The sequence below is a fragment of the Pseudomonas sp. ADAK2 TE3594 genome, from assembly GCF_053628675.1.
Genome location: NZ_JBRJGV010000001.1, coordinates 464,029 through 489,063, shown reverse-complemented (window position 1 = coordinate 489,063; position 25,035 = coordinate 464,029). Strand labels below are relative to the sequence as shown.

General features: G+C 57.5%; 25 protein-coding genes. 16 read left to right on the top strand and 9 right to left on the bottom strand.

What is annotated here, in order from left to right:
- The first annotated feature begins 7 nt into the window (after positions 1–7).
- Together nth and AB7M22_RS02115 are read left to right on the top strand one after the other, a co-directional pair.
- Positions 8–646: an endonuclease III gene (gene nth, locus AB7M22_RS02120; protein ID WP_007898489.1), complete on the top strand. Its 639-nt coding sequence runs from the start codon at positions 8–10 to the stop codon at positions 644–646.
- A 107-nt stretch (positions 647–753) separates the two neighbouring features.
- Positions 754–933 (top strand): PA3496 family putative envelope integrity protein, encoded by a 180-nt coding sequence (locus AB7M22_RS02115; RefSeq protein WP_007898493.1) that lies wholly within the window; start codon positions 754–756, stop codon positions 931–933.
- 91 nt (positions 934–1,024) lie between these two features.
- Here AB7M22_RS02115 and AB7M22_RS02110 read toward each other — a convergent pair whose 3' ends face one another.
- Positions 1,025–1,651: a response regulator transcription factor gene (locus tag AB7M22_RS02110; RefSeq protein WP_007898495.1), complete on the bottom strand. Its 627-nt coding sequence runs from the start codon at positions 1,649–1,651 to the stop codon at positions 1,025–1,027.
- 566 nt (positions 1,652–2,217) lie between these two features.
- Here AB7M22_RS02110 and AB7M22_RS02105 point away from each other — a divergent pair.
- Positions 2,218–2,826, top strand: coding sequence for a hypothetical protein (locus AB7M22_RS02105; protein WP_454185076.1), 609 nt, complete (start codon positions 2,218–2,220; stop codon positions 2,824–2,826).
- A 142-nt stretch (positions 2,827–2,968) separates the two neighbouring features.
- On the opposite strand, the gene AB7M22_RS02100 is transcribed toward AB7M22_RS02105, so the two are convergent.
- Positions 2,969–4,186: an argininosuccinate synthase gene (locus tag AB7M22_RS02100; protein ID WP_008009296.1), complete on the bottom strand. Its 1,218-nt coding sequence runs from the start codon at positions 4,184–4,186 to the stop codon at positions 2,969–2,971.
- Between the two features lie 129 nt (positions 4,187–4,315).
- The gene (locus tag AB7M22_RS02095) at positions 4,316–5,224 is read right to left on the bottom strand and encodes a flagellar protein MotY (protein ID WP_008009298.1); all 909 of its coding nucleotides are present in this window, start codon (positions 5,222–5,224) and stop codon (positions 4,316–4,318) included.
- Positions 5,225–5,381: 157 nt separating this feature from the next.
- On the opposite strand from AB7M22_RS02095, the gene pyrC reads away from it, so the two are divergent.
- Positions 5,382–6,428 carry a dihydroorotase gene (pyrC, locus tag AB7M22_RS02090; RefSeq protein ID WP_454185075.1) on the top strand — a complete coding sequence of 349 codons (1,047 nt, stop codon included), beginning with the start codon at positions 5,382–5,384 and terminating at the stop codon, positions 6,426–6,428.
- A complete protein-coding gene (rnt, locus tag AB7M22_RS02085; protein WP_007898509.1) occupies positions 6,425–7,102 on the top strand; it encodes a ribonuclease T in 678 nt (225 codons plus the stop codon). Before pyrC ends, rnt begins: the two co-directional genes overlap by 4 nt.
- Before the next feature lie 120 nt (positions 7,103–7,222).
- Here the strand turns inward: rnt and AB7M22_RS02080 are convergent, their stop codons facing one another.
- Positions 7,223–7,825 carry a peroxiredoxin gene (locus tag AB7M22_RS02080; RefSeq protein WP_007898510.1) on the bottom strand — a complete coding sequence of 201 codons (603 nt, stop codon included), beginning with the start codon at positions 7,823–7,825 and terminating at the stop codon, positions 7,223–7,225.
- A 314-nt stretch (positions 7,826–8,139) separates the two neighbouring features.
- Here AB7M22_RS02080 and AB7M22_RS02075 point away from each other — a divergent pair, with 314 nt between their 5' ends.
- Positions 8,140–8,358 carry a bacterioferritin-associated ferredoxin gene (locus tag AB7M22_RS02075; protein WP_007898511.1) on the top strand — a complete coding sequence of 73 codons (219 nt, stop codon included), beginning with the start codon at positions 8,140–8,142 and terminating at the stop codon, positions 8,356–8,358.
- A gap of 198 nt (positions 8,359–8,556) precedes the next feature.
- Positions 8,557–9,030 (top strand): bacterioferritin, encoded by a 474-nt coding sequence (gene bfr, locus AB7M22_RS02070; RefSeq protein WP_019651359.1) that lies wholly within the window; start codon positions 8,557–8,559, stop codon positions 9,028–9,030.
- A 224-nt stretch (positions 9,031–9,254) separates the two neighbouring features.
- Here the strand turns inward: bfr and grxD are convergent, their stop codons facing one another.
- The 3 genes from grxD to AB7M22_RS02055 all read right to left on the bottom strand — a co-directional run bounded on the left by grxD (position 9,255) and on the right by AB7M22_RS02055 (position 12,227).
- A complete protein-coding gene (gene grxD, locus AB7M22_RS02065) occupies positions 9,255–9,596 on the bottom strand; it encodes a Grx4 family monothiol glutaredoxin (protein ID WP_007898513.1) in 342 nt (113 codons plus the stop codon).
- A 97-nt stretch (positions 9,597–9,693) separates the two neighbouring features.
- Positions 9,694–11,802, bottom strand: coding sequence for a molybdopterin oxidoreductase family protein (locus AB7M22_RS02060; RefSeq protein WP_454185074.1), 2,109 nt, complete (start codon positions 11,800–11,802; stop codon positions 9,694–9,696).
- 134 nt (positions 11,803–11,936) lie between these two features.
- Positions 11,937–12,227 (bottom strand): hypothetical protein, encoded by a 291-nt coding sequence (locus AB7M22_RS02055; RefSeq protein WP_454185073.1) that lies wholly within the window; start codon positions 12,225–12,227, stop codon positions 11,937–11,939.
- Positions 12,228–12,632: 405 nt separating this feature from the next.
- On the opposite strand from AB7M22_RS02055, the gene argF reads away from it, so the two are divergent.
- Both argF and AB7M22_RS02045 read left to right on the top strand, forming a co-directional pair.
- Positions 12,633–13,553: an ornithine carbamoyltransferase gene (gene argF / locus AB7M22_RS02050; protein WP_454185072.1), complete on the top strand. Its 921-nt coding sequence runs from the start codon at positions 12,633–12,635 to the stop codon at positions 13,551–13,553.
- The gene (locus AB7M22_RS02045) at positions 13,550–14,659 is read left to right on the top strand and encodes an ABC transporter ATP-binding protein (RefSeq protein WP_095051346.1); all 1,110 of its coding nucleotides are present in this window, start codon (positions 13,550–13,552) and stop codon (positions 14,657–14,659) included. The genes argF and AB7M22_RS02045 overlap by 4 nt, the downstream gene beginning before the upstream one ends.
- A gap of 236 nt (positions 14,660–14,895) precedes the next feature.
- On the opposite strand, the gene ybaK is transcribed toward AB7M22_RS02045, so the two are convergent.
- A complete protein-coding gene (gene ybaK / locus AB7M22_RS02040; protein WP_007898520.1) occupies positions 14,896–15,366 on the bottom strand; it encodes a Cys-tRNA(Pro) deacylase in 471 nt (156 codons plus the stop codon).
- Positions 15,367–15,735: 369 nt separating this feature from the next.
- Between ybaK and AB7M22_RS02035 the strand changes: the two genes are divergently transcribed.
- From AB7M22_RS02035 to glpD, 4 genes are all read left to right on the top strand, one after another.
- Positions 15,736–16,587, top strand: a complete 852-nt coding sequence (locus AB7M22_RS02035) for an MIP/aquaporin family protein (protein ID WP_095632278.1) — start codon at positions 15,736–15,738, stop codon at positions 16,585–16,587.
- Positions 16,588–16,663: 76 nt separating this feature from the next.
- Positions 16,664–18,169: a glycerol kinase GlpK gene (gene glpK, locus AB7M22_RS02030; RefSeq protein WP_007898522.1), complete on the top strand. Its 1,506-nt coding sequence runs from the start codon at positions 16,664–16,666 to the stop codon at positions 18,167–18,169.
- Positions 18,170–18,252: 83 nt separating this feature from the next.
- Positions 18,253–19,008, top strand: coding sequence for a DeoR/GlpR family transcriptional regulator (locus AB7M22_RS02025; RefSeq protein ID WP_007898523.1), 756 nt, complete (start codon positions 18,253–18,255; stop codon positions 19,006–19,008).
- A gap of 326 nt (positions 19,009–19,334) precedes the next feature.
- Entirely contained in the window at positions 19,335–20,873 is a 1,539-nt protein-coding gene (gene glpD, locus AB7M22_RS02020; protein ID WP_454185071.1) for a glycerol-3-phosphate dehydrogenase, read from the top strand.
- A gap of 93 nt (positions 20,874–20,966) precedes the next feature.
- On the opposite strand, the gene AB7M22_RS02015 is transcribed toward glpD, so the two are convergent.
- Positions 20,967–21,845 carry a LysR family transcriptional regulator gene (locus tag AB7M22_RS02015; RefSeq protein WP_454185070.1) on the bottom strand — a complete coding sequence of 293 codons (879 nt, stop codon included), beginning with the start codon at positions 21,843–21,845 and terminating at the stop codon, positions 20,967–20,969.
- Between the two features lie 94 nt (positions 21,846–21,939).
- Here AB7M22_RS02015 and AB7M22_RS02010 point away from each other — a divergent pair, with 94 nt between their 5' ends.
- The 3 genes from AB7M22_RS02010 (at position 21,940) to AB7M22_RS02000 (ending at position 24,985) form a co-directional block, all read left to right on the top strand.
- Positions 21,940–22,944 carry a zinc-dependent alcohol dehydrogenase family protein gene (locus AB7M22_RS02010; protein WP_454185069.1) on the top strand — a complete coding sequence of 335 codons (1,005 nt, stop codon included), beginning with the start codon at positions 21,940–21,942 and terminating at the stop codon, positions 22,942–22,944.
- 32 nt (positions 22,945–22,976) lie between these two features.
- Positions 22,977–23,807 carry an SDR family NAD(P)-dependent oxidoreductase gene (locus AB7M22_RS02005; RefSeq protein WP_454185068.1) on the top strand — a complete coding sequence of 277 codons (831 nt, stop codon included), beginning with the start codon at positions 22,977–22,979 and terminating at the stop codon, positions 23,805–23,807.
- A 263-nt stretch (positions 23,808–24,070) separates the two neighbouring features.
- Positions 24,071–24,985: a glutamate/aspartate ABC transporter substrate-binding protein gene (locus AB7M22_RS02000; protein ID WP_123719542.1), complete on the top strand. Its 915-nt coding sequence runs from the start codon at positions 24,071–24,073 to the stop codon at positions 24,983–24,985.
- Positions 24,986–25,035: the final 50 nt, after the last annotated feature.

Below are 25,035 nucleotides of genomic sequence, written 5' to 3'. Positions count from 1 at the left end.
ATCGCCCATGAATGCCGCAAAACGTCTTGAAATTTTCCGCAGGTTTCACGAAGACAACCCTGAACCGAAGACCGAACTGGCCTACGCCTCACCGTTCGAATTGCTGATCGCCGTGATTCTCTCGGCGCAGTCGACCGATGTCGGCGTAAACAAGGCCACCGCCAAACTGTTCCCGGTGGCCAATACGCCAGCGGCGATCCATGCCTTGGGCGTCGAAGGGTTGTCGGAGTACATCAAGACCATCGGCCTGTTCAACAGCAAAGCGAAGAACGTGATCGAAACCTGTCGCTTGCTGGTGGAGCGCCATGGAGGCGAAGTACCGCAGACTCGCGAAGCGCTGGAGGCTTTACCCGGCGTCGGTCGCAAGACCGCCAACGTGGTGCTCAATACCGCCTTTCGTCAGCTGACCATGGCCGTAGACACTCACATTTTCCGGGTCAGCAACCGTACCGGCATTGCTCCCGGCAAGAACGTGGTCGAGGTGGAGCAGAAACTGATGAAATTCGTGCCCAAGGAATATCTTCTCGACGCCCACCACTGGCTGATTCTTCATGGACGCTACGTTTGCCTGGCCCGCAAGCCGCGTTGTGGCAGTTGCCGGATCGAGGATTTGTGCGAATACAAGCAAAAGACCTCGGACGATTGAGGCTCTATTAGTTTTTTTGATTGATCGATTGAAAAAATCTTTTTTACCCGCCGGGAAATTGTCGATATAAGGAGCGCCAAAGGCAGCCTTAGCCTGGAGTTAACCTTATGAGCACTGGCAAAGAGCAATTGGACGTAGAAGACGACTTCACCCCCGTTGAGGCCGATGACGCAGAGCCGGTAGTGGAAGTGGCGAAGACCAACCTGAGCAAACGCCGCACCATCGACAATCTGCTGGAGGAGCGCCGACTGCAGAAGCAATTGGCCGATTACGATTTTGACTTATGACACCTAAAAGCCTCCCGAAACGGAGGCTTTTTACTAAGTGCCGCCCCCTGATAAACGCCCGTTCATCGCGCCTCGTCAAACGCTGGCAGCTTCATACCAGGCCATTGCGTTGAGCCAATTCGATCAGGTCGACCAGTGAACGAGCATTAAGCTTTAACAGCAAACGGGTTTTGTAAGTACTGACGGTTTTATTGCTGAGGAACATTCCATCGGCGATCTCCTTGTTTGTCTTTCCTCGGGCCAGTTGTTGCAGGACCATCATCTCTCGCCCGGACAAACGATCCACCATATCGGCTTCGCTGGCGTTCCCAAGACTGGAACGCACGGTATGCAGAGCCTGATTAGGAAAATAGCTGTAGCCTGACAGTACGGCTTTTATTGCACTGAGCAACTCAGTGAGATCCTGTTGTTTGCAGACATATCCCGCGGCACCCGATTGCATGCAACGCATGGAAAAGTGCCCTGGCGCCTGGGACGTCAATATCAGTACTTTAAGAGGCATCGCCGTCGATGCCAGACGCGCGATGACTTCCAACCCATCCAGCTTCGGTATTCCAATATCCAGAATGACAATATCCGGCATTAGTTCACGGGCAAGTTGTAATGCATCTACACCGTTATCTGTTTCTGCAATGACTTCGTAGCCATGACGTTCCATTAGCATACGTACCGCAAGACGAATGACGGGGTGATCATCCACGATCAGCACTTTATTCATGGGCAAGTCCAATTTCGCTGTTCGAATTTTTAGAGCCCGCACCATAGCCTAGTCGTTTCACCCATGGCATGCCGTCACCCCCGGCCACCCGCAGCGAGAGACATGGCCTACAAACAACACGGATTATTCCTACAAAAAATCATTGCATATCATGAGTCATGAGATTGCTACTAGCCGAACGCTGCTCAGCACTTCGACAGTTTTTTGTATCGACTTTCAACCAAAAAACACAAGAACAGGGTCTGACACTGGTAATCCGACAGACTTCGGCTATTGAGCTACTCTTAAAAGTAACGAGCATTTTCCAGCCCCTGTACAACTCGGTTCGAATGACTTATGAAAGCTCACACACAGCAACATTTCACCCACAGAATAAACCTATATAACTTTAAAACAAATGAATAGCCATACCTGAACCAAGAACAATACAGTTACTATAACGACCCATATCACCCACTAAAAAAGAGCCCGACATAACAACAGAAAAACCTCATTCATTAATTATCCCCCCAAGATCCACACCCACAAACAAATCGAGAAGAAATAATATCTCATGAGCAGAAGACATGATAAAACTCAAAAAAAGAATCACCAACCCCATGACAATCATTGCAATATTTGCAGCACTGTCTGAAACATCGGCCGCCGTGTCCCTCCCCTTTCTCGACAACAAGGATAGAGAACTCTATGTCTGGTTTCTGATTAGTTTCCCCTTTTATTTACTTTTTCTTTTTTTCGTCACACTCAATTTCAACTATCGATCGCTTTACGCGCCCTCCGATTTCGAAAAAGAGGAACACTTCATGACGGTCATGGGCAACGTTAATCGGTCAGGAAACGACCCGGCACCGCATGAAAGCTCGACCCGGCACCACGTACGCCTGCCCCAGCACTTGAAAGACCTGCATATCATTGATGCACGGTGGATGAACAACAAAATGGCATTCAGCGCCTTGGTGGAGAACATCCAGCAAGCACAGGAAAATCCTGCTCAGATGATCGTATTTCTCACCTGTGCCGAGTCGGAGACGTTGCTGAAGGAAAGTGCACTCAGGCATTCAAAGCACACCAAGAAACGCAACGGTGCGACGTTCTGCATTGCTTACAATTTGAATTCACACGAGCTGACGATGATTGGTCAAAATCTTTACAGGCACGCAGCAGCCAGCTCTTGAAGAGCCATTGGAGAAAGAAGCGAAGAAAGGTATTAACAAAGGCAAGAAGAAAAGCTGAATACGCAGTGTACGACAGGGTATCCCTCTTTCAGATATGTGGCCTCATCAACGAGGCCACACATCCTTTACCGACTCAAAGATCTCAGAAAAGCTTCCGACCTTTGTTCGCCGCGATGCGCATGCGCAAGGCATTGAGCTTGATGAAGCCCGCCGCATCGGCCTGGTTGTAGGCGCCGCCATCTTCCTCGAAGGTCGCGATGTTGGCGTCGAACAACGACTCGTCGGACTTGCGGCCGGTGACGATCACGTTGCCCTTGTACAGCTTCAGGCGCACTACGCCGTTCACGTGGGCCTGGGAAGCATCGATCATCTGTTGCAGCATCAGACGCTCAGGGCTCCACCAGTAACCGGTGTAGATCAAGCTGGCGTATTTAGGCATCAGCTCGTCTTTGAGGTGAGCCACTTCGCGGTCCAGAGTGATCGATTCGATCGCACGGTGAGCGCGCAGCATGATGGTGCCGCCCGGGGTCTCGTAGCATCCGCGGGACTTCATACCGACGTAGCGGTTTTCGACGATGTCCAGACGGCCGATACCGTGTTCGCCACCGATCCGGTTCAGGGTCGCCAGCACGGTGGCCGGAGTCATTTCGACACCGTCCAGTGCGACGATGTCGCCGTTGCGGTAGGTCAGTTCCAGGTACTGTGCTTTATCAGGAGCCTTCTCCGGGGAGACGGTCCAGCGCCACATGTCTTCTTCGTGCTCGGTCCAGGTGTCTTCCAGCACGCCGCCTTCATAGGAGATGTGCAGCAGGTTGGCATCCATCGAATACGGGGATTTTTTCTTGCCGTGACGCTCGATCGGGATGTTGTGCTTTTCAGCATAATCCATCAGCTTTTCACGGGAGAGCAGGTCCCATTCGCGCCAAGGAGCAATCACTTTCACGCCTGGCTTCAAGGCGTAGGCGCCCAGTTCGAAACGAACCTGGTCGTTGCCCTTGCCGGTCGCGCCGTGGGAAATGGCGTCAGCGCCGGTTTCGTTGGCGATTTCGATCAAGCGCTTGGCGATCAACGGACGAGCGATGGAAGTACCCAGCAGGTACTCGCCTTCATAAACGGTGTTGGCGCGGAACATCGGGAACACGAAATCGCGCACGAATTCTTCGCGCAGATCGTCGATGTAGATTTCTTTTACGCCCATGGCCTGTGCCTTGGCGCGGGCCGGTTCGACCTCTTCGCCCTGACCCAGGTCAGCGGTGAAGGTCACTACTTCACAGTTATAAGTATCCTGCAGCCACTTGAGGATCACCGAAGTGTCCAGGCCGCCGGAATACGCCAGAACGACCTTGTTTACGTCCGCCATGCCATCACTCCACGGGGTTCTACGGAAAGCCGTCAAGTCTACCGCTCATGCAGGATAATTTACAGAGGCGCGACAGCTTATGACGACGAAGCGACAGATTATGTCGAGCGAGCGACGATTTCAGCAGGTTCAGGAGGTCTTCGCGCTGCCCGCGGAAGCGGTGGCTTGAGGCGCCGGTTGCTCGGTCGGCGCGACCCGTTCAAGACGTACGGCAACCCGGCGGTTTTTCGCCCGATTGGCGGCATTGGTGTTCGGCGCCAGAGGATAGCGCTCACCGTGAAAACGCAGGGTGATCTGCGATTCCTGAATACCATTGGCCTTGAAGAAATCCATCACGGCCAACGCCCTGCGTCGCGACAGTTCGCGGTTGGTCAGGCGGTTGCCGCTGTTGTCGGAATGGCCGTCGAGTTCAATGTGGTTGACCGTCGGATCGGCTTTCATGAACTCCAGCATGACCTGCAAATGGGCCTTGGCTTGGGCGTCGAGATCGATGCCCTCCCCCGGAAAGCCGACTTCGGATTGCTTCACCTGTTCAAAATTCTGCGGCAGCAACTTGGCCACACAACCCTGATAGTCACTGTAGGCCTTGCTGAATTTGACCGGCAGCAGGCGGACTTCAGATACCCGACCGTCCCCCGAGGAGTGTCGAACGACCGGGCTGCGACCGTCCATCAACCCACTGATCAGGCGCCCGGCCTGAACTTGCGAGCTGTTGAACAGCACGTTGCCACTGCCGATTCGCACCGAGCCCAGGTTGATGTCGCCACGCCCCGGCTGCCATGGTGCAGCGGCCGCCAGCAAGGTCGCGGAACCGCCACCGATCATCGAGTTGTAGGCCTTCAGACGAAATGTCGCCTGCTCGCCAGCGCGACGCACGAACTCCCCCGAACCGAAATCGGTGATGGGTTGAGTCAGGCGGCATTCGAACTTGTCACCTTCGACCGTCCACTCGATGCTCTCCAGACGGGTCTGGAAAGTGAGCGCCATCGCGGGAAGGCTGGCAAACACACTGAGCAAGGCTAAATAACGCTGGCGCACGGGAGGCTCCACTGGCTTCTGCAACAAAAAGACCGACACACATATTTACGGCGTACCTGTTGGATATCGGAAGCTTGCCGCAAAACTTGATAGCGAGTGCCTGCAAGAGTCTTTTCCGGTAGCATTCCCCTGAGTTTGACCCGCCTGGAATCCCCTCATGTCCGACCGCCTGACCCTGCTGCGTCCCGACGACTGGCATATTCATCTTCGCGATGGTGCTGTGTTGACCAATACCGTTGCGGATGTCGCGCGCACCTTTGGTCGCGCCATCATCATGCCCAACCTGGTACCTCCGGTGCGTAACGCCGCTGAAGCCGACGGCTATCGCCAGCGGATTCTCGCTGCACGCCCGGCCGGCAGTCGCTTCGAACCGTTGATGGTGCTGTACCTGACCGACCGCACACAGCCCGAAGAAATTCGCGAGGCCAAGGCCAGCGGTTTCATTCACGCCGCCAAGCTGTACCCGGCCGGCGCGACCACCAACTCGGATTCTGGCGTCACCAGCATCGACAAGATTTTCCCCGCACTCGAGGCCATGGCTGAAGTCGGGATGCCCTTGTTGGTTCACGGTGAAGTCACCCGTGGCGATGTCGACGTGTTCGATCGCGAAAAAATCTTCATCGATGAGCACATGCGTCGAGTGGTCGAGCGTTTCCCGACCCTCAAAGTGGTGTTTGAACACATCACCACCGCTGACGCCGTGCAGTTCGTCAACGAGGCTTCGGCCAACGTTGGCGCAACCATCACCGCGCACCACCTGCTGTACAACCGCAACCACATGCTGGTGGGCGGGATTCGGCCGCACTTCTACTGCCTGCCGATCCTCAAGCGTAATACCCACCAGGAAGCCCTGCTCGACGCCGCTACCAGCGGCAGCGACAAGTTCTTCCTCGGCACAGACTCGGCGCCCCATGCCCAGCACGCCAAAGAAGCGGCTTGCGGTTGTGCCGGTTGCTACACCGCTTATGCCGCGATCGAGATGTATGCCGAAGCCTTTGAACAGCGCAACGCGCTGGACAAGCTCGAAGCCTTCGCCAGCCTCAATGGCCCGCGTTTCTACGGCCTGCCGGCGAACACCGATCGCATCACCCTGGTCCGCGATGAGTGGACCGCCCCAACCAGCCTGCCGTTTGGCGAGCTGACTGTAATCCCGCTGCGCGCCGGTGAAAAACTGCGCTGGCGCCTGCTGGAGGAACACGCGTGAGTGAAGACCATTTCGACGACGAACAGGACGGTAATGGCGGCGGAGGCGGTTCCCGCCATCCAATGGCAGCCAGGTTCCGTGGTTACCTGCCGGTCGTTGTCGACGTAGAAACCGGTGGTTTCAACTCGGCCACCGATGCCCTGCTGGAAATCGCCGCCACCGTGATCGGCATGGATGAAAAAGGCTTTGTGTACCCTGAGCACACCTATTTCTTCCGGGTCGAGCCTTTCGAAGGCGCGAACATCGAAGCGGCAGCCCTGGAATTCACCGGGATCAAGCTCGATCACCCGCTTCGCATGGCGGTGAGTGAAGAAGCGGCCCTGACCGATATCTTCCGCGGTGTGCGCAAGGCTCTGAAGGCCAACGGTTGCAAACGGGCGATTCTGGTCGGGCACAACAGCAGCTTCGACCTGGGCTTCCTCAACGCCGCTGTCGCGCGCCTGGACATGAAACGCAACCCGTTTCACCCGTTCTCCAGTTTCGACACGGCGACTCTCGCCGGTCTGGCCTACGGTCAAACCGTATTGGCCAAGGCCTGCCAGGCAGCCGATATCGACTTCGACGGTCGCGAGGCCCACTCGGCCCGCTACGACACCGAGAAGACGGCTGATCTGTTCTGCGGCATCGTCAATCGCTGGAAACAAATGGGCGGCTGGGAAGACTACAACGACTGATCCGTCACTGATCTGTGGCGAGAGAGCTTGCTCTTATCGCCACAAGTGAACAGCCTGGGTTTATCCCGCCCATAAAAAAACCGGCCTTGGCAGCCGGTTTTTTTATGCCTCGAACGTGCCTTACAGCGCAGCAGCGTTCTCGGTCAGGTAAGCCGCAACACCTTCGGTGGAAGCGGTCATGCCTTTGTCGCCTTTTTTCCAGTTGGCAGGGCAAACTTCGCCGTGCTCTTCGTGGAATTGCAGAGCGTCGACCAGACGGATCAGCTCTTCGATGTTACGGCCCAGCGGCAGGTCGTTGATGATCTGCGAGCGGACAACGCCCTTGTCGTCGATCAGGAACGCGCCACGGAAAGCCACGCCGCCTTCGGACTCAACGTCGTAGGCCTTGGCGATTTCGTGCTTCAGGTCGGCCGCCATGGTGTAGCGAACTTCGCCGATGCCACCATTGTTGACCGGGGTGTTGCGCCAGGCGTTGTGGGTGAAGTGCGAGTCGATCGAAACGGCTACCACTTCCACGTTGCGTGCCTTGAAGTCAGACATGCGGTTGTCCAGAGCGATCAGCTCGGACGGGCAAACGAAGGTGAAGTCCAGTGGGTAGAAGAACACCAGGCCGTATTTGCCTTTGATGGCCGAGGACAGGGTGAAGCTGTCTACGATTTCGCCATTGCCGAGTACGGCCGGTACGGTGAAGTCAGGGGCTTGTTTGCCTACGAGTACGCTCATTGGATATCTCCTGGTGTAATAACGGTGAAGTACAGGGTTCGTATCAGCCTGCCACCCTCAGGCGACAGCCCTGTGACACGATCCCCCTTCGCAAAAGGCCGACCATCATACACCGCGTTTTTGACCTGTCCTCAACGGTTTTTTCTGCCAAGTGAAAGGCCGCTGCTATATTTTTCTCATGGAAGGCGTGAGAAGAAGCCGTTCGTCAGTCACACGCCCTTATGACGAAAACCTGCAGAAACCACTTTGACAATCATTCTCGTTAACATTAAGATCCATCGCAATTGAGTCACAACCAGCGACGGTTCTCACTTATGTATGTCTGCCTCTGCACTGGCGTCACCGACGGTCAAATCCGCGATGCAATCTATGAAGGTTGCTGCAGCTATCGGGAAGTCCGTCAGGCCACTGGCGTTGCCAGCCAATGCGGTAAATGCGCCTGCCTTGCCAAGGAAGTGGTCCGCGAAACCCTGGGCAAACTGCAATCGGCCCAGGCGGCGATCCCCTACCCCGCAGAATTTACCGCCGCATAACTACCGTATTTCAAAGAACCGGACTTGATGTCCGGTTTTTTTATGTCTGGAAATCAATCGCTTAGGCGCTAGACGCGGAACACAAACATTCTTATTCCGATTAATTTTCATTTAAGTTTCAATAACTTAGGTTTGACACTCTTAATTACGCGGCTCAAACTCTGCCTTATAGACAGCTACTCAGGGCAGGACCCCATCATGAAAGGCGACATTACAGTCATCCAGCATCTCAACAAGATCCTTGCCAATGAGCTGGTCGCGATCAATCAATACTTTTTGCATGCGCGCATGTACGAAGATTGGGGCCTGAACAAGCTCGGCAAGCACGAGTACCACGAATCCATCGACGAGATGAAGCACGCTGACAAGCTGATCAAGCGCATCCTGTTCCTTGAAGGTCTGCCGAACGTCCAGGACCTGGGCAAGCTGCACATCGGCGAACACACCAAGGAAATGCTTGAGTGTGATTTGAAGATCGAGCGCGACGGCCATGCCGATCTGAAAGTCGCTATCGCTCACTGCGAAACTGTCGGCGACTTCGGTAGCCGTGAACTGCTCGAAGACATTCTTGAATCCGAAGAAGAACATATCGACTGGCTGGAAACCCAACTGGGCCTGATCGATAAAGTCGGTCTTGAAAACTATCTGCAGTCGCAGATGGGCGAAGAATAAATGCTACGCCGCTAATCGCGATGCAATAAAAAGCCCCGCTCTCTTTTAAAGAGGCGGGGCTTTTTAATGTGCGCTGTCTCGTCTCGAAACGGGTGTAAACCTATTTCAGGACGAGACACGCTCTTGTAGGAGCGAGGCTTGCCCGCGAAGAACGATGACGCAGTGTTACTGATAAATCGCGTTATCGTTCTTCGCGGGCAAGCCTCGCTCCTACAGGTACCGAATCAGGCGTCGGTCTTGTTGGCAGCAGCAGCTTCAACAGCAGCTTTGATCGTCGCTTGCAACGAACCGTCGGCAGCCATTTCAGTCATGATGTCGCTACCACCGACCAGTTCGCCGCCGACCCACAGTTGCGGGAAGGTTGGCCAGTTGGCGTACTTTGGCAGGTTGGCGCGGATTTCCGGGTTCTGCAGGATGTCCACATAGGCAAACTTTTCGCCACAGGCCATAACAGCCTGGGCGGCTTTCGCGGAGAACCCACACTGTGGGGCATTCGGCGAGCCTTTCATGTAAAGCAGAATGGTGTTGTTGGCAATCTGCTCTTTAATCGTTTCGATGATATCCATGGAGCACCTCGGCTGAACTTTCCGACTCAGTGGTCGGCACGGTGGCGCATTGTAACGGAAACCCGAGCGCCATGCTCGGCCTCCCCGACAGTCATGTTCACGCCGCCGCCACGGTCACCGGTACGCCGTTCAACGCCGCGTTGCCCGACAACTCATCGAGCTGACATTCGTCAGTCAGGTCATTGGCGCTGGAGCCGGGTTGGCCGCTGGCAATTGTCATCTGCACACCCGGTCGCGCGTGACCCCAACCGTGAGGAAGGCTGACCACACCTTTCATCATATCCAGGCTGGCGATCACTTCAACCTCGATCACACCGACCCGCGAACTGACGCGCACCCGCTGCCCGTCGCTGAGCCCGCGGCTGGCCAAGTCGTCCGGGTGCATCAGCAGTTGATGACGCGGCTTGCCCTTCACCAGGCGGTGATAGTTGTGCATCCATGAGTTGTTACTACGCACATGACGGCGGCCGATCATCAGCAGCTCATCGGCGACCGGTGCTTGCAGTGCCGCGAAGCGCGCAAGGTCGGCGAGAATTTCGGCAGGTGCCGCCTGGACTCGCTGATTGACCGTTTTCAAGCGTGACGCCAGGTTGGGTTTGAGCGCCCCGAGATCGATACCGTGAGGATGATCGAACAAGGTCGCCAGCGACAGCTTGTGTTCCGAAGCGTCGCCATAGAACCCCATCCGTAGCCCTCGGTCGATCATCTGCGCTGGCGCGATGGTCGGTTTCAGCTCCTTGCCAGTCTTCGCCGCAAAGGCTTTGGCCAGCCCCACGAAGATTTCCCAGTCATGCAGTGCGCCTTCGGGCTTGGCGAGGATCGCCCGGTTGAAGCGGGTGACGTTGCGCACCGCGAACATGTTGAACGTAGTGTCGTAATGATCGTTTTCCAGCGCAGACGTCGACGGCAGGATCAGGTCGGCATAACGCGTGGTTTCATTGATGTACAGGTCAACGCTGACCATGAACTCCAACCCGTCCAGCGCCTGCTCCAGTTGTCGGCCATTGGGCGTGGACAGCACCGGATTACCCGCCACGGTGATCAGCGCGCGGACCTGCCCTTCCCCTTCGGTGAGCATCTCTTCGGCCAGCGCCGATACCGGCAGTTCTCCAGAGTATTCCGGACGCCCGGACACCCGGCTCTGCCACCGGTTGAAATGCCCGCCCGAGGTCGATGCCACCAGATCCACCGCAGGCTCGGTGCACAACGCACCGCCCACCCGGTCGAGATTGCCGGTGACCAGGTTGATCAGTTGCACCAGCCAATGGCACAGGGTACCGAAAGCCTGGGTCGAAACGCCCATGCGGCCGTAACAGACCGCTGTCGGCGCTGCCGCGAAGTCGCGCGCCAGTTGGCGGATCTGCTCGGCGGGCACCGCGCACAGCGGGCTCATGGCCTCGGCGGTAAAACCCGCGATTGCCTCACGCACTTCATCCAGGCCATCGACCGGTAAATGACTGTCGTGGGTCAAGCCTTCGGCAAACAAGGTATTGAGCAGCCCGAACAACAGCGCCGCATCGCCACCGGGGCGCACGAACAAATGCTGATCGGCAATCGCCGCCGTTTCGCTGCGACGCGGATCGACCACCACCACTTTGCCGCCCCGCGCCTGAATCGCCTTGAGGCGCTTCTCTACATCCGGCACGGTCATGATGCTGCCATTGGAGGCCAGTGGATTACCGCCCAGGATCAACATGAAATCGGTGTGATCGATGTCCGGGATCGGCAACAGCAAGCCGTGGCCGTACATCAAATGACTGGTCAGGTGATGGGGCAACTGGTCGACCGACGTCGCGGAAAACCGGTTACGGGTTTTCAGCAGGCCGAGGAAGTAGTTGCTGTGAGTCATCAACCCGTAATTGTGCACGCTGGGGTTGCCCTGATAGACCGCCACCGCGTTCTGCCCGTAACGCTCCTGAATCGCCGCCAGGCGTTCGGCCACAAGGCTGAAAGCATCTTCCCACTCGATAGGCTGCCATTCGCTGCCTACTCGCAGCATCGGCTGACGCAGGCGATCCGGATCGTTCTGGATGTCTTGCAGGGCAACCGCTTTGGGGCAGATATGCCCGCGGCTGAAGGTGTCCTGTGGATCACCCTTGATCGAGGTGATCTGTACGCCGCTGCCTTCGACCTCGGTGGTTTCGATGGTCAGGCCGCAGATGGCTTCACACAGGTGGCACGCACGGTGATGGAGAGTCTTGGTCATGGCCAGTCTCTGTTTTGTTCTGGGCGGGCAATATCGGCCGCGGGAACAAAACTATGGCGCGCGACTCACCCCTTGGCCAGCGACGTTCGTCTTGTGAATCGGCGGCCATCAGGCCAGCCAATGGCAGCAAGGGATCAGTTCGACGGCAGACTCGGCGGCGCCTGCAACTGGATCTCCTCGATGGTTTCGATCTGCTCATGGGCAACATGCACGCCGGTGAGCTCGCCGATCAGTCGCCAATGCTCGTCGAGCCCGGCGCTGACGGTCGCCATGCGGTCGATCATGCGCCGGCCAGCTACCTTCGTGACTTCGTCTTCACTGCGCAACAGCTCGAAAGACATCGAGGTCATGGAAGCAGTGAGGTGGGTCAGCGAGCGGGCCGTAAGGCCAAGTAGCTCTATCAACAGCTGTTCTTTCGATTCCATTCCAAGGGCTTCCTGCGTCGCTCGTGCTCTAGTTATAACCCAGCACTTTGCTTTAGCAAATGTTTCGGACAAGACACAATGCCCGCCAACGGCCCGAATGACAGGTCAAAAACCGACCGCCAGCGTGTCGCCCGCGCCCTGTTTGATTGCCAAGCCCGGCGAGCGCGGTGTACAAATGGTTGGCTGCTGTCAGGAAACAGGCTTCAAAAGCGCTACTGCGGTCACCCGTAGCCCCTCTGAAATCCCCTAAACACCGTAGCCCATTGGAAAAACGCGACATTTAATGTCAATATCGCGCCTTCCCCTATTTCGTCGCCCCGTGCGGCTTACGCCGCAGGTCTCGCCCGTTTTTCAGTTAAACAAGGCTTTGAGTATCTGCGGTCTGTTGCAAAAAGGTAGTCAATGATGAGCGCAAGGCACTTTCTCTCCCTGATGGATTGCACGCCCGAAGAGCTGGTCAGCGTGATCCGTCGAGGCGTTGAGCTCAAGGACCTGCGTAACCGCGGCGTACTGTTCGAGCCTTTGAAGAACCGCGTCCTGGGGATGATCTTCGAGAAGTCCTCGACCCGCACCCGTATCTCGTTTGAAGCCGGCATGATCCAGCTCGGTGGCCAGGCGATCTTCCTGTCGCCACGCGATACGCAACTGGGTCGCGGCGAGCCGATCGGCGACTGCGCCATCGTCATGTCGAGCATGCTCGATGCGGTGATGATCCGTACCTTTGCCCACAGCACCCTGACCGAATTCGCCGCCAACTCCCGCGTGCCGGTGATCAACGGCCTGTCCGATGACCTGCACCCATGCCAGTTGCTGGCCGACATGCAAACTTTCCTCGAACACCGCGGTTCGATTCAAGGCAAGACCGTGGCCTGGATCGGCGATGGCAACAACATGTGCAACAGCTATATAGAAGCGGCGATCCAGTTCGACTTCCAGTTGCGCATCGCCTGCCCGGAAGGTTACGAACCCAACCCTGAGTTCGTGGCTAAAGCCGGCGATCGGGTGACCATCATCCGCGATCCGCAGGAAGCCGTGCGCGGCGCGCACCTGGTGAGCACCGACGTCTGGACCTCCATGGGCCAGGAAGAGGAAACCGCCAAGCGCCTGAAGTTGTTCGCACCGTTCCAGGTCAACCGTGCCCTGCTCGACCTGGCCGTGCCGGACGTGCTGTTCATGCATTGCCTGCCGGCCCACCGTGGCGAGGAAATCAGCCTTGACCTGCTCGACGACTCGCGCTCGGTGGCCTGGGATCAAGCCGAAAACCGTCTTCACGCACAAAAGGCCCTGCTTGAGTTTCTGGTCCCGCCTTCGTACCACCACGCATGAGCCAGACCTTACTGCTGAACCTGCGCAATCTGGCCTGCGGTTACCAAAACCAGCGGGTCGTGCAGAACCTCAACCTGCATTTGAATGCCGGTGATATCGGTTGCCTGCTGGGGTCTTCGGGCTGCGGCAAAACCACCACCCTGCGGGCAATTGCCGGTTTTGAACCGGTGCACGAAGGTGAAATCCAGCTGGCGGGCGAGACCATCTCCAGCGCCGGCTTCACCCTCGCCCCGGAGAAACGCCGGATCGGCATGGTGTTCCAGGATTACGCACTGTTTCCGCATTTGAGCGTGGCCGAGAACATCGCTTTCGGGATCCGCAAGCACCCGCAAAAGGATCGCATCACCGAAGAGCTGCTCGAACTGGTCAACCTGAAAAACCTCGGCAAGCGCTTCCCCCATGAGCTGTCCGGTGGCCAGCAGCAACGTGTCGCCCTCGCCCGCGCCCTGGCGCCGGAACCGCAACTGCTGTTGCTCGATGAGCCGTTCTCCAACCTCGACGGTGAACTACGACGCAAGCTCAGTCATGAGGTACGTGACATTCTCAAGGCTCGCGGCACCAGTGCGATCCTGGTGACCCACGATCAGGAAGAAGCCTTCGCGGTCAGCGACCACGTGGGCGTTTTCAAGGAAGGTCGCCTGGAGCAGTGGGACACGCCCTACAACCTCTATCACGAACCACTGACGCCATTCGTGGCCAGTTTCATTGGCCAGGGTTACTTCATTCGCGGTCAGTTGAGCAGCCCGGAATCGGTGCAGACCGAGCTGGGTGAATTGCGCGGCAACCGTGCCTACACCTGGCCAATCGGTTGTGCTGTGGATGTATTGTTGCGTCCGGACGATATCGTCTATGCGCCGGACAGCCCACTGAGGGCGCAGATTGTCGGCAAGAGCTTCCAGGGGGCATCAACCCTGTACCGCTTGCAGTTGCCTACAGGCGCACAGCTGGAGTCGATTTTCCCGAGTCATGCCGATCATCTGGTCGGTGCTGAAGTAGGTATTCGGGTGGCGGCTGAACACCTGGTGTTGTTCCAGGCGAACGGCAGCACGGCGGCGCAAATTCCGGTGATCGAATCCGGTGTTCGGCGGTACAGCACTGCCAGCTGAACAACGCGGACACATGTGGGAGCGGGCTTGCTCGCGAAAGCGGTGTAACAGTCAACAAAGATGTTGAATGTTATGACCCCTTCGCGAGCAAGCCCGCTCCCACATTGGATTTTGGTTAACCCAACTTCTCCCTTTTTCAGGTCGACGAGCATGGAGCCACGAAGAGTCCTTCTCCAGAGACAGGGCGAATCAATTTCCCCCACACAGCGCCGGGCTGAACGCCCGAGGCCTTCTGCTCAGGCGCGACCGATATCGGCGAATTTCGCCTGGGTGTGCTCGGCCAATACGGCGGGCGCCAGCTCAACTTCCAGACCACGCCGTCCGGCGCTGACGAAGATGCTGGAAAAAGGCTGAGCTGAACTGTCAATAAAGGTACGCAGGCGCTTCTTCTGCCCGAGCGGACTGATACCCCCTAACAGATACCCTGTCGATCGCTGTGCAGCCGCGGGATCAGCCATTTCGACTTTTTTCACGCCAGCAGCATGCGCCAGCGCCTTCAAGTCCAGACTTCCGACGACCGGCACCACTGCCACCAACAGCTCCCCCTTTTCGCTGGCCGCCAGCAAAGTCTTGAACACCTGGGCCGGGTCCAAGCCCAGTTTTTCCGCGGCCTCCAGACCATAGGACGCGGCCTTCGGATCATGTTCGTAACTGTGCACGCGATGTTCGGCACGAACTTTTTTCAACAAATCCAATGCGGGGGTCATGACAGCTCCAAGCTTGGCGGCAGAAGAAAAAATACTGCGCAGATTCTAGGTCATTGATCGATAAAAGGCTCTATTACAACGCTATTTCAAAAGCTTGGCCGGGCTTCTGTGCCGTTCGTCCACGGTCAGCCTGCCCGATGAACGATGCGGTCATTCACGTGACTAATAGTTGAAATATGACTGACAGTTCACTTTCGACCTTTGACAGCAGCGTTTCTTGTCTATATTTTTTCGAATCTGAATACTGTACGAATGTCTCACTGCAGCACCCAGCAGCAAGCCGAGCCCAGGATGGGGATCCTCCTCGGTGAAAATCGCGCTTTGACCTTGATGAAAAAGCGCCAGACAACAACAAAAACGAGGTTTTCAATGACAACTGCTTTACAACAACCGTCGCTCTCGAGCCAATGCATGGCCGAGTTTTTGGGTACTGCACTGCTAATCTTTTTCGGTACTGGCTGTGTTGCCGCGCTCAAGGTGGCGGGTGCCAGCTTCGGGCTATGGGAAATCAGCATCATCTGGGGGGTTGGCGTCAGCATGGCGATCTACCTCACCGCCGGCGTTTCCGGTGCGCACCTAAATCCTGCCGTGAGTATCGCGCTGAGCATTTTCGCTGACTTCGAAAAGCGCAAACTGCCTTTCTATATCTTCTCCCAGGTGGCCGGCGCCTTCTGCGGAGCCTTGTTGGTTTACACGCTATACAGCAACCTTTTCTTCGATTTCGAACAAACTCACCAAATGGTTCGTGGCACCCAAGCCAGCCTTGAATTGGCTTCGGTGTTCTCCACCTTCCCGAACCCTGCCCTGACCACAGCTCAGGCCTTTTTGGTTGAAGTGATCATCACCGCCATCCTGATGGGCGTGATCATGTCGCTGACCGACGACAACAATGGCCTGCCCAAAGGGCCGCTGGCACCGTTGCTGATCGGCCTGCTGATTGCCGTTATTGGTAGCTCGATGGGCCCGCTGACTGGTTTTGCGATGAACCCGGCCCGTGACTTCGGTCCAAAACTAATGACTTTCTTCGCAGGCTGGGGTGAAATTTCCTTCACCGGCGGGCGCGATATCCCGTACTTCCTGATCCCGATTTTTGCACCGATTGTCGGTGCCTGCCTCGGTGCTGCAGCTTATCGCGGGCTGATTGCCCGCCATCTGCCCAGCGCCATACCTGCTACAAAGGATGCAGCACCGGCCATTGACGGCAAACCAAGAACGTCTTGAAACCGTTGGCGCGTGATCCTGCCCATGTGGTCCCGCGCCTGACCTCACTTCCTAATTTTCGTCCAAGGCAATCGACATGACCGACATACAGAATAAGAACTACATCATTGCCCTCGATCAGGGTACGACCAGCTCCCGCGCGATCATTTTCGACCGTGACGCGAACGTGGTCTGCACCGCCCAACGCGAATTTGCACAGCATTACCCACAAGCCGGCTGGGTCGAGCATGACCCGATGGAAATCTTCGCCACCCAAAGCGCCGTGATGGTCGAGGCTCTGGCTCAAGCCGGCCTGCATCACGACCAGGTCGCGGCCATCGGCATCACCAACCAGCGCGAAACCACCGTGGTCTGGGACAAGACCACCGGCCGCCCGATCTACAACGCGATCGTCTGGCAGTGCCGCCGCAGCACTGAAATCTGCCAACAGCTCAAGCGCGACGGTCACGAGCAGTACATCAGCGACACCACTGGCCTGGTCACCGACCCGTACTTCTCTGGCACCAAGCTCAAGTGGATCCTCGACAACGTCGAAGGCAGCCGTGAGCGTGCACGCAAGGGTGAACTGCTGTTCGGCACCATCGATAGCTGGCTGATCTGGAAATTCACCGGCGGCAAGGTACATGTCACCGACTACACCAACGCCTCGCGCACCATGCTCTTCAATATCCATACGCTGGAGTGGGACGCGAAGATGCTGGAAGTCCTCGACATCCCGCGTGAGATGCTCCCGGAAGTTAAATCGTCGTCCGAAATCTACGGCCACACCAAAAGCGGCATCGCCATTGGCGGCATCGCCGGCGACCAGCAGGCGGCCCTCTTCGGCCAAATGTGCGTCGAGCCAGGCCAAGCGAAAAACACCTACGGCACCGGTTGCTTCCTGCTGATGAACACCGGCGACAAAGCAGTGAAATCCAAACACGGCATGCTCACCACCATCGCTTGCGGCCCGCGTGGCGAAGTGGCCTACGCCCTGGAAGGCGCAGTGTTCAACGGTGGCTCCACCGTGCAGTGGCTGCGTGACGAGTTGAAGATCATCAACGACGCCCACGACACCGAATACTTCGCCAACAAGGTCAAGGACAGCAACGGCGTGTACCTGGTGCCGGCCTTCACCGGCCTGGGTGCTCCGTACTGGGACCCGTATGCCCGTGGCGCGCTGTTCGGCCTGACCCGTGGCGTACGCGTGGATCACATCATTCGCGCCGCGCTGGAATCGATTGCCTACCAGACCCGCGACGTTCTGGACGCCATGCAACAGGATTCCGGCGAACGCCTGAAGTCCCTGCGCGTGGACGGCGGCGCAGTGGCGAACAACTTCCTGATGCAATTCCAGGCCGACATCCTCGGCACTCAGGTCGAGCGTCCGCAAATGCGCGAAACCACAGCGTTGGGCGCGGCTTACCTGGCGGGTCTGGCGTGTGGCTTCTGGGGCAGCCTGGACGAGTTGCGCGGCAAGGCAGTGATCGAGCGCGAGTTCGAACCGACGCTGGACGAAACCGCGAAGGAAAAACTCTACGCCGGCTGGAAAAAAGCCGTCAGCCGCACTCGCGACTGGGAACCGCACGAAGGCGCTGAATAAGCCAAGGACGGGTTCTAACTGGCAGGGAGCAGATTCCTCCGGCATCATGGGCAAATTTTGCACGGCAGCCCAAAGGAAGCCCCATGAATCTGCCTCCCCGTCAGCAGCAAATCCTCGAACTGGTCCGCGAACGCGGCTATGTCAGCATCGAGGAAATGGCCCAGCTGTTCGTCGTTACACCGCAAACCATCCGCCGCGATATCAATCAACTGGCGGAAGTGAATCTGTTGCGTCGCTACCACGGCGGCGCAGCCTACGACTCCAGCGTCGAAAACACCGCCTACGCGATGCGCGCCGACCAGATGCGCGATGAAAAGCAGCGTATCGGCGAAGCCATTGCCGCTCAGATTCCCGATCACGCCTCGCTGTTCATCAATATCGGCACCACCACCGAATCCATCGCTCGGGCGCTGCTCAACCACAACCACCTGAAGATCATCACCAACAACCTGCATGTGGCCTCGATGCTCAGCGCCAAGGACGATTTCGACGTGCTGCTGACCGGTGGCAACGTGCGGCGTGACGGTGGCGTGGTTGGTCAGGCGAGTGTCGACTTCATTAACCAGTTCAAGGTCGACTTCGCGCTGGTCGGCATCAGCGGTATTGATGAAGACGGCAGTTTGCTGGACTTCGATTATCAGGAAGTACGAGTATCCCAGGCGATCATCGCCAACGCCCGGCAGGTGATTCTGGCGGCTGACTCCAGCAAATTCGGGCGCAACGCCATGATTCGCCTGGGGCCGATCAGCCTGATCGATTGCCTGGTCACCGATCAGCAGCCTTCGCCGGCCTTGGCGCAGTTGTTGAGCCAGCACAAGATTCGGTTGGAAGTGGTTTAACACCGAAGGTGGTTAAACAACCTGTAGGAGCCAGGCTTGCCGGCGAAGGCGCCCTTGAGTACGCCTTCGCCGGCAAGCCTGGCTCCTACAAGGATTGCGCAAACCTTGTGGGAGCGGGCTTGCCCGCGATGACGGCCGCATTCGCAACACACCTCTAGCGCTCCTCCGCACGTCTAAATGTTCGAAAATTTTCCTTTAACCGCCCTTCGATCAGTATTTTCAATCGAAGCACACTGGCTGCGGGCGTCTTTATGGGCTAATATTTTCGCAAATGAACATTAATGTTCGAATTCAAATATAGAAATTCAAAAACCCGAGGCCAGCCGATGCCCACTTCTACCTTGCCTATGCCCCCTCTCGCCGAGGTCTACGATATCGCCGTCATCGGTGGTGGGATCAATGGCGTGGGGATCGCAGCGGATGCCGCCGGTCGCGGTCTTTCGGTGTTCCTTTGCGAAAAGGATGACCTGGCCAGCCACACCTCGTCCGCCAGCAGCAAGCTGATCCACGGCGGTCTGCGCTACCTCGAACATTACGAATTTCGCCTGGTGCGCGAAGCCCTCGCCGAGCGCGAAGTATTGCTGGCCAAGGCACCGCACATCGTCAAACAGATGCGCTTCGTGCTGCCGCACCGCCCACACCTGCGTCCGGCCTGGATGATCCGCGCCGGCCTGTTCCTTTATGATCACCTCGGCAAACGGGAAAAACTCGAAGGCTCGAAAAGCCTGAAGTTCGGCCCGGACAGTGCACTGAAAAGCGAAATCACCAAAGGCTTCGAATATTCCGATTGCTGGGTCGATGACGCACGCCTGGTCGTGCTGAACGCCATGGCCGCCCGCGAGAAAGGCGCTCACGTTCACACCCAGACCCGCTGCGTCAGTGCCCGTCGCACCAAGGGCCTGTGGCACCTGAATCTGGAACGCGCCGATGGCAGCCTGTTTTCGATCCGCGCCAAAGCGCTGGTGAATGCAGCCGGCCCGTGGGTCGCCAAGTTCATCCGTGATGACCTGAAGATGGAATCGCCGTACGGCATCCGTTTGATCCAGGGCAGCCACCTGATCGTGCCGAAGCTGTATGAAGGCGAACACGCGCACATTCTGCAAAACGAAGATCAGCGCATCGTGTTCACCATTCCGTACCTGAACCACTTCACCCTGATCGGCACTACCGACCGCGAGTACACCGGTGACCCGGCAGCAGTTGCAATCACCGAAGGCGAAACCGATTACCTGCTCAAAGTGGTCAACGCCCACTTCAAGAAGCAAATCAGCCGCGACGATATCCTGCACAGCTATTCCGGTGTTCGCCCGCTGTGCAACGACGAATCCGACAACCCGTCGGCCGTCACCCGCGACTACACCCTGGCATTGTCGGGCAGTGCCGAAGAAGCGCCGTTGCTGTCGGTGTTCGGCGGCAAACTGACGACTTACCGCAAACTGGCCGAGTCGGCGCTGGCGCAACTGGCCCCGTACTTCGCGCACATCAAGCCGAGCTGGACTGCCAGCGCCACCCTGCCCGGCGGCGAAGACATGACCACCCCGCAAGCCTTGAGCTCGCGGATCCGCGACAAGTTCGACTGGGTGCCCACCGAAATCGCCCGACGCTGGGCCACCACTTACGGCAGCCGCACCTGGCGCATGCTCGAAGGCGTGGAAAGCCTCAGCGACCTGGGCGAACACATCGGCGGCGGTCTCTACACCCGCGAAGTCGATTACCTGTGCAGCGAAGAGTGGGCGACCACCGCCCACGACATTCTGTGGCGCCGCAGCAAGCTTGGGCTGTTCACTACGCCGGCCGAGCAGCAGAAGCTCAAGGATTACCTGAACAAGGTCGAGCAGAACCGCAGCAAGATCGAAGCGGCCTGATCGGCAATTCGGTTAAACAAAAGCCCCTGAATCGTGAGATTCAGGGGCTTTTCTGTTTAAGGGAAGATCAAAGAAACTGACACCGCGCGAAGGTCAGGCAAACCGCTCCAGCATGAAGTTTACGAAGCTGCTCAGCGTCGAGGAGCGGTATCGGTCCGGTAGATAAACCAGGTGCATGGGGCGGCTGGTCAACTCATAGTCGGCGAACAGCTGCACCAGTCGTCCTTCCCGAATATCGGCTTCGAGCAATACGGCAGGCTGCATGACAATCCCGACCCCATGCAGTGCGGCAATCCGCAGGGCCTGACCGTTATTGATCTGCAAATGCCCGTCGATTGCCACCCGGACAGTCCGCTCGCGACTTTTCAGACGCCAATCGGTCAACGCCGACTGACTAAAGGACAGGCATTCATGCTGCCCAAGCTCCTCCGGCTCCCGTGGCGTCCCACGACGCTGCAGGTAGTCGGGCGATGCACAAATGATCATTCGGTAAGGCGCCAGAGGGCGCGCGATCAGGCCCGAATCGGGCAATGTGCCAATGCGTATCGCCGCCTCAAAGCCCTCCTCCACTAGATCGACGACGCGATCAGCCAGGGTGAGCTGCACCCGCACCTCGGGATAAAGGGCCATGTATTCAGACAATGCCGGCACCAGCGCCTGGGTCCCGAACGAAACGGGAGCACTGATGCGTAATTTCCCGGCCGGTACCAGCAATTGATCCTGAGCAAGGACATCGCTTTGGGCGATCAACCTCAGTATCTGCTGACATTTTGGGAAGTACTCCTCGCCGAATCCAGTCAGGTGCACGCTACGGGTGGTCCGGTTGATCAACCGCGCGCCCAAGCGTTTTTCCAGGGCCCTCAAGTGATTGCCCACCATGGTTGCGGAGATGTTGCAGACTTTCGCCGCCGCAACCAGGCTGCCTTTTTCGACGATAGCGACGAAGGCCTGCATGCTTTCCAGCGTATCCATTACACAGTCCTGGTTGTTAGCGCATAAATTTTTGGCCAGTTTATCTCTATTTATTTCTGAATAGACTCAAAACCTTCGACACAGGAGGTCAACCATGAAAGCCATCGAACTGTTTGCACCCACGCTTGAGTCTTTTCGCGCCACCGTTCTGCCCGATCCCGTCCCCGGCCCGGGCGAGGTGTTAGTGAGGTTACGCGCAGCCACCTTGAACTACGTCGATGTAGCGATCGCCACGGGACAGTTTCAAGGCCCTGCGTTTCCCTTGATTCCGGTCGCCGATGGTGCCGGCGAGGTTGTCCAGTCAGGTCCCGACACGCCGGGCTTCGCACCGGGCGAACGGGTCATTCCGCATTTCATGCCGCGCTGGCAGGCGGGCCCTATCAGCGCCGCTAACGTGGCGGCCATGCGCGGGGTGACGCTGCCTGGCTCGCTCGCCGAGTACGTCGTGGTTCCTGCCAGCAGCCTGGTGCGCTTACCGGAGCACTTGAGTTTTGCCCAAGGCGCGGCCTTGCCGATTGCCGCAACCACGGCATGGAACGCACAGCGCGCGGCACAGATTCGTCCCGGCTCCACCGTGGTGATATTGGGAACCGGAGGCGTGAGTATTTTTGCCTTGCAGTTTGCCAAGGCGGCAGGAGCCACGGTGATCCTGACGTCTTCCGATGACGAGAAACTGGAGCGGGCCCGTCAGCTGGGCGCGGACTACCTGATCAATTACCGGGCTTTCCCCGAGTGGGACCAACAGGTGTTGGAGCTCACCAATGGCCATGGCGCAGACCTGGTTGTCGATACGGTCGGAGAGGCAACTATCGGCCGTGCGCTGAATGCCGCGGCGTACGGGGGAACGGTTTTCACGGTCGGCTTTTTAAGCGGCACGAAGCCCGCACTGGACTTGCTGCCGATCATTATCAAAGCGCTAAAAGTGGTCGGTAACAACACCGGCTCTGTCGCTGATCTTGGAGAAGCCGTTCGAGCGATCGAGGCTAATCGCCTCCTGCCAGTGATCGACAGCATCCACTCCATTGATGAGGTCAGTCGGGCCTATGCACACCTCGCCGGGGGTGGCCGGCATTTCGGCAAGATTGCCATTACGCACTGAAACCTTTTTAGATGTTCGCCGAGAGAGCCAATATGACCACCACCCACGCATCCAATATCACTAAACAGCGTTTTATCGACCGCACCGTCCTGATCACCGGCGGCGGAACCGGCATGGGCAAGGCCGCAGCCCTGCGCCTTGGGCTTGAGGGGGCCAATGTGGTGATCGCCGGGCGCCGCGGCGCCGAACTGGAGGCCGTTGCCCGGCAGATCAGCGCAAGCGGAGGCAGGGCATTGGCAGTGGTCACCGACGTGTCCGACCCGGAACAGGTCGAAGCACTGATCGACACGACACTGCAGACATTCGGTGGCCTGCACATGGCCTGGAACAACGCCGGTGTATTGGGGCCGTTCAAGCCGCTCCAGGACCTGGGTTTCGAGGACTTCGACGCGTTGATCGCCACCAATTTTCGCGGCGTATTCGCCTGCCTGAAATATGAAATCGCGGCGATGCTCAAACACAATATTGCCGGATCGATCGTCAATACCTCGTCCTGGACCGCGCATGGCTCGATGCCGGGGCTGGCTGCCTACGCCGCCAGCAAAGCCGCGCTGGATGCAATGATGCGCACGGTCGCGCAGGAAGTGGGGCCGCAACAGATCCGGGTCAATAATGTGTGCCCGGGATTGATTGCGACGCCGATGGCGAGTGATGTCCTGGCCAATGATCGGTTGGCACTACCCTTCGTCAAGCACACGCCCCTGCAACGAGTCGGCCAACCCGAAGACGTGGCCGATGTCGTCGCCTGGCTATTGAGCGAGGACGCGCGCTTCGTGACCGGACAAAGTTTATTGGTCGATGGTGGATTCACCTTGGGTGGACTGCGCCCCTGGTTCAATCAATTTGTCGCCGAGCACGCCTGACATTGAACATTCGGTTTTCCGAACACGACCTGTCAGTCGATTCGGTTAACCGGATTTCACCGCCATCAAAAACCTCGCCATAAATATTTAATCCCCTTATAAATCAATAGGTTGATCTATTCAGTCTGGCCTGGCACGAGTCATGCTCTACACTCTTGGACGAATGTTCGCTGCGCCACCCCTTCAGGAGCCCGCAAGCATTCGAAGCACCAAAAAGGGCCGATGAACTGGCTCCATATAAAAACAATGTCGAGGAAAATTTGATGCGCATCGTTCCCCATATCCTGGGCGCAGCCATTGCTGCCGCTCTGATTAGCACTCCAGTTTTCGCTGCCGAACTCACCGGCACACTGAAGAAGATCAAAGAGTCCGGCACCATCACCCTCGGGCATCGTGACGCTTCCATTCCGTTTTCCTATATCGCGGACGCTTCCGGCAAACCGGTTGGCTACTCCCACGATATCCAGCTGAAAATCGTCGAAGCCATCAAGAAAGACCTGGACATGCCCAACCTCCAGGTCAAATACAACCTGGTGACCTCGCAAACCCGTATCCCGCTGGTGCAGAACGGCACCGTGGACGTCGAGTGCGGTTCCACCACCAACAACGTCGAGCGTCAGCAACAAGTTGACTTCTCCGTCGGCATCTTCGAAATCGGCACCAAGCTGCTGGCCAAGAAAGATTCCCCGTACAAAGACTTCGCCGACCTCAAAGGCAAGAACGTCGTGACCACCGCCGGCACCACGTCCGAGCGCATCCTCAAGTCGATGAACGCCGACAAGCAGATGGGCATGAACGTGATCTCCGCCAAAGACCACGGCGAGTCCTTCCAGATGCTGGAAACCGGCCGTGCCGTTGCTTTCATGATGGACGACGCCTTGCTGGCTGGCGAAATGGCCAAGGCCAAGAAGCCGGATGACTGGGCCGTGACCGGCACACCACAATCCTTCGAAATCTACGGCTGCATGGTCCGCAAGGGCGACGCGCCGTTCAAGAAAGCAGTCGACGACGCCATCATCGCGACCTACAAGTCCGGCGAGATCAACAAGATCTACGAAAAATGGTTCATGCAGCCAATTCCGCCAAAAGGCCTGAACCTGATGTTCCCAATGAGCGAAGAGCTCAAGGCCCTGATCGCCAATCCGACCGACAAAGCGGCTGACGAAAAGAAATCCTGATTTCTGACTAACCTTATCCCCTGAGAGAGCCTTTGCCCTTTCAGGGGTTG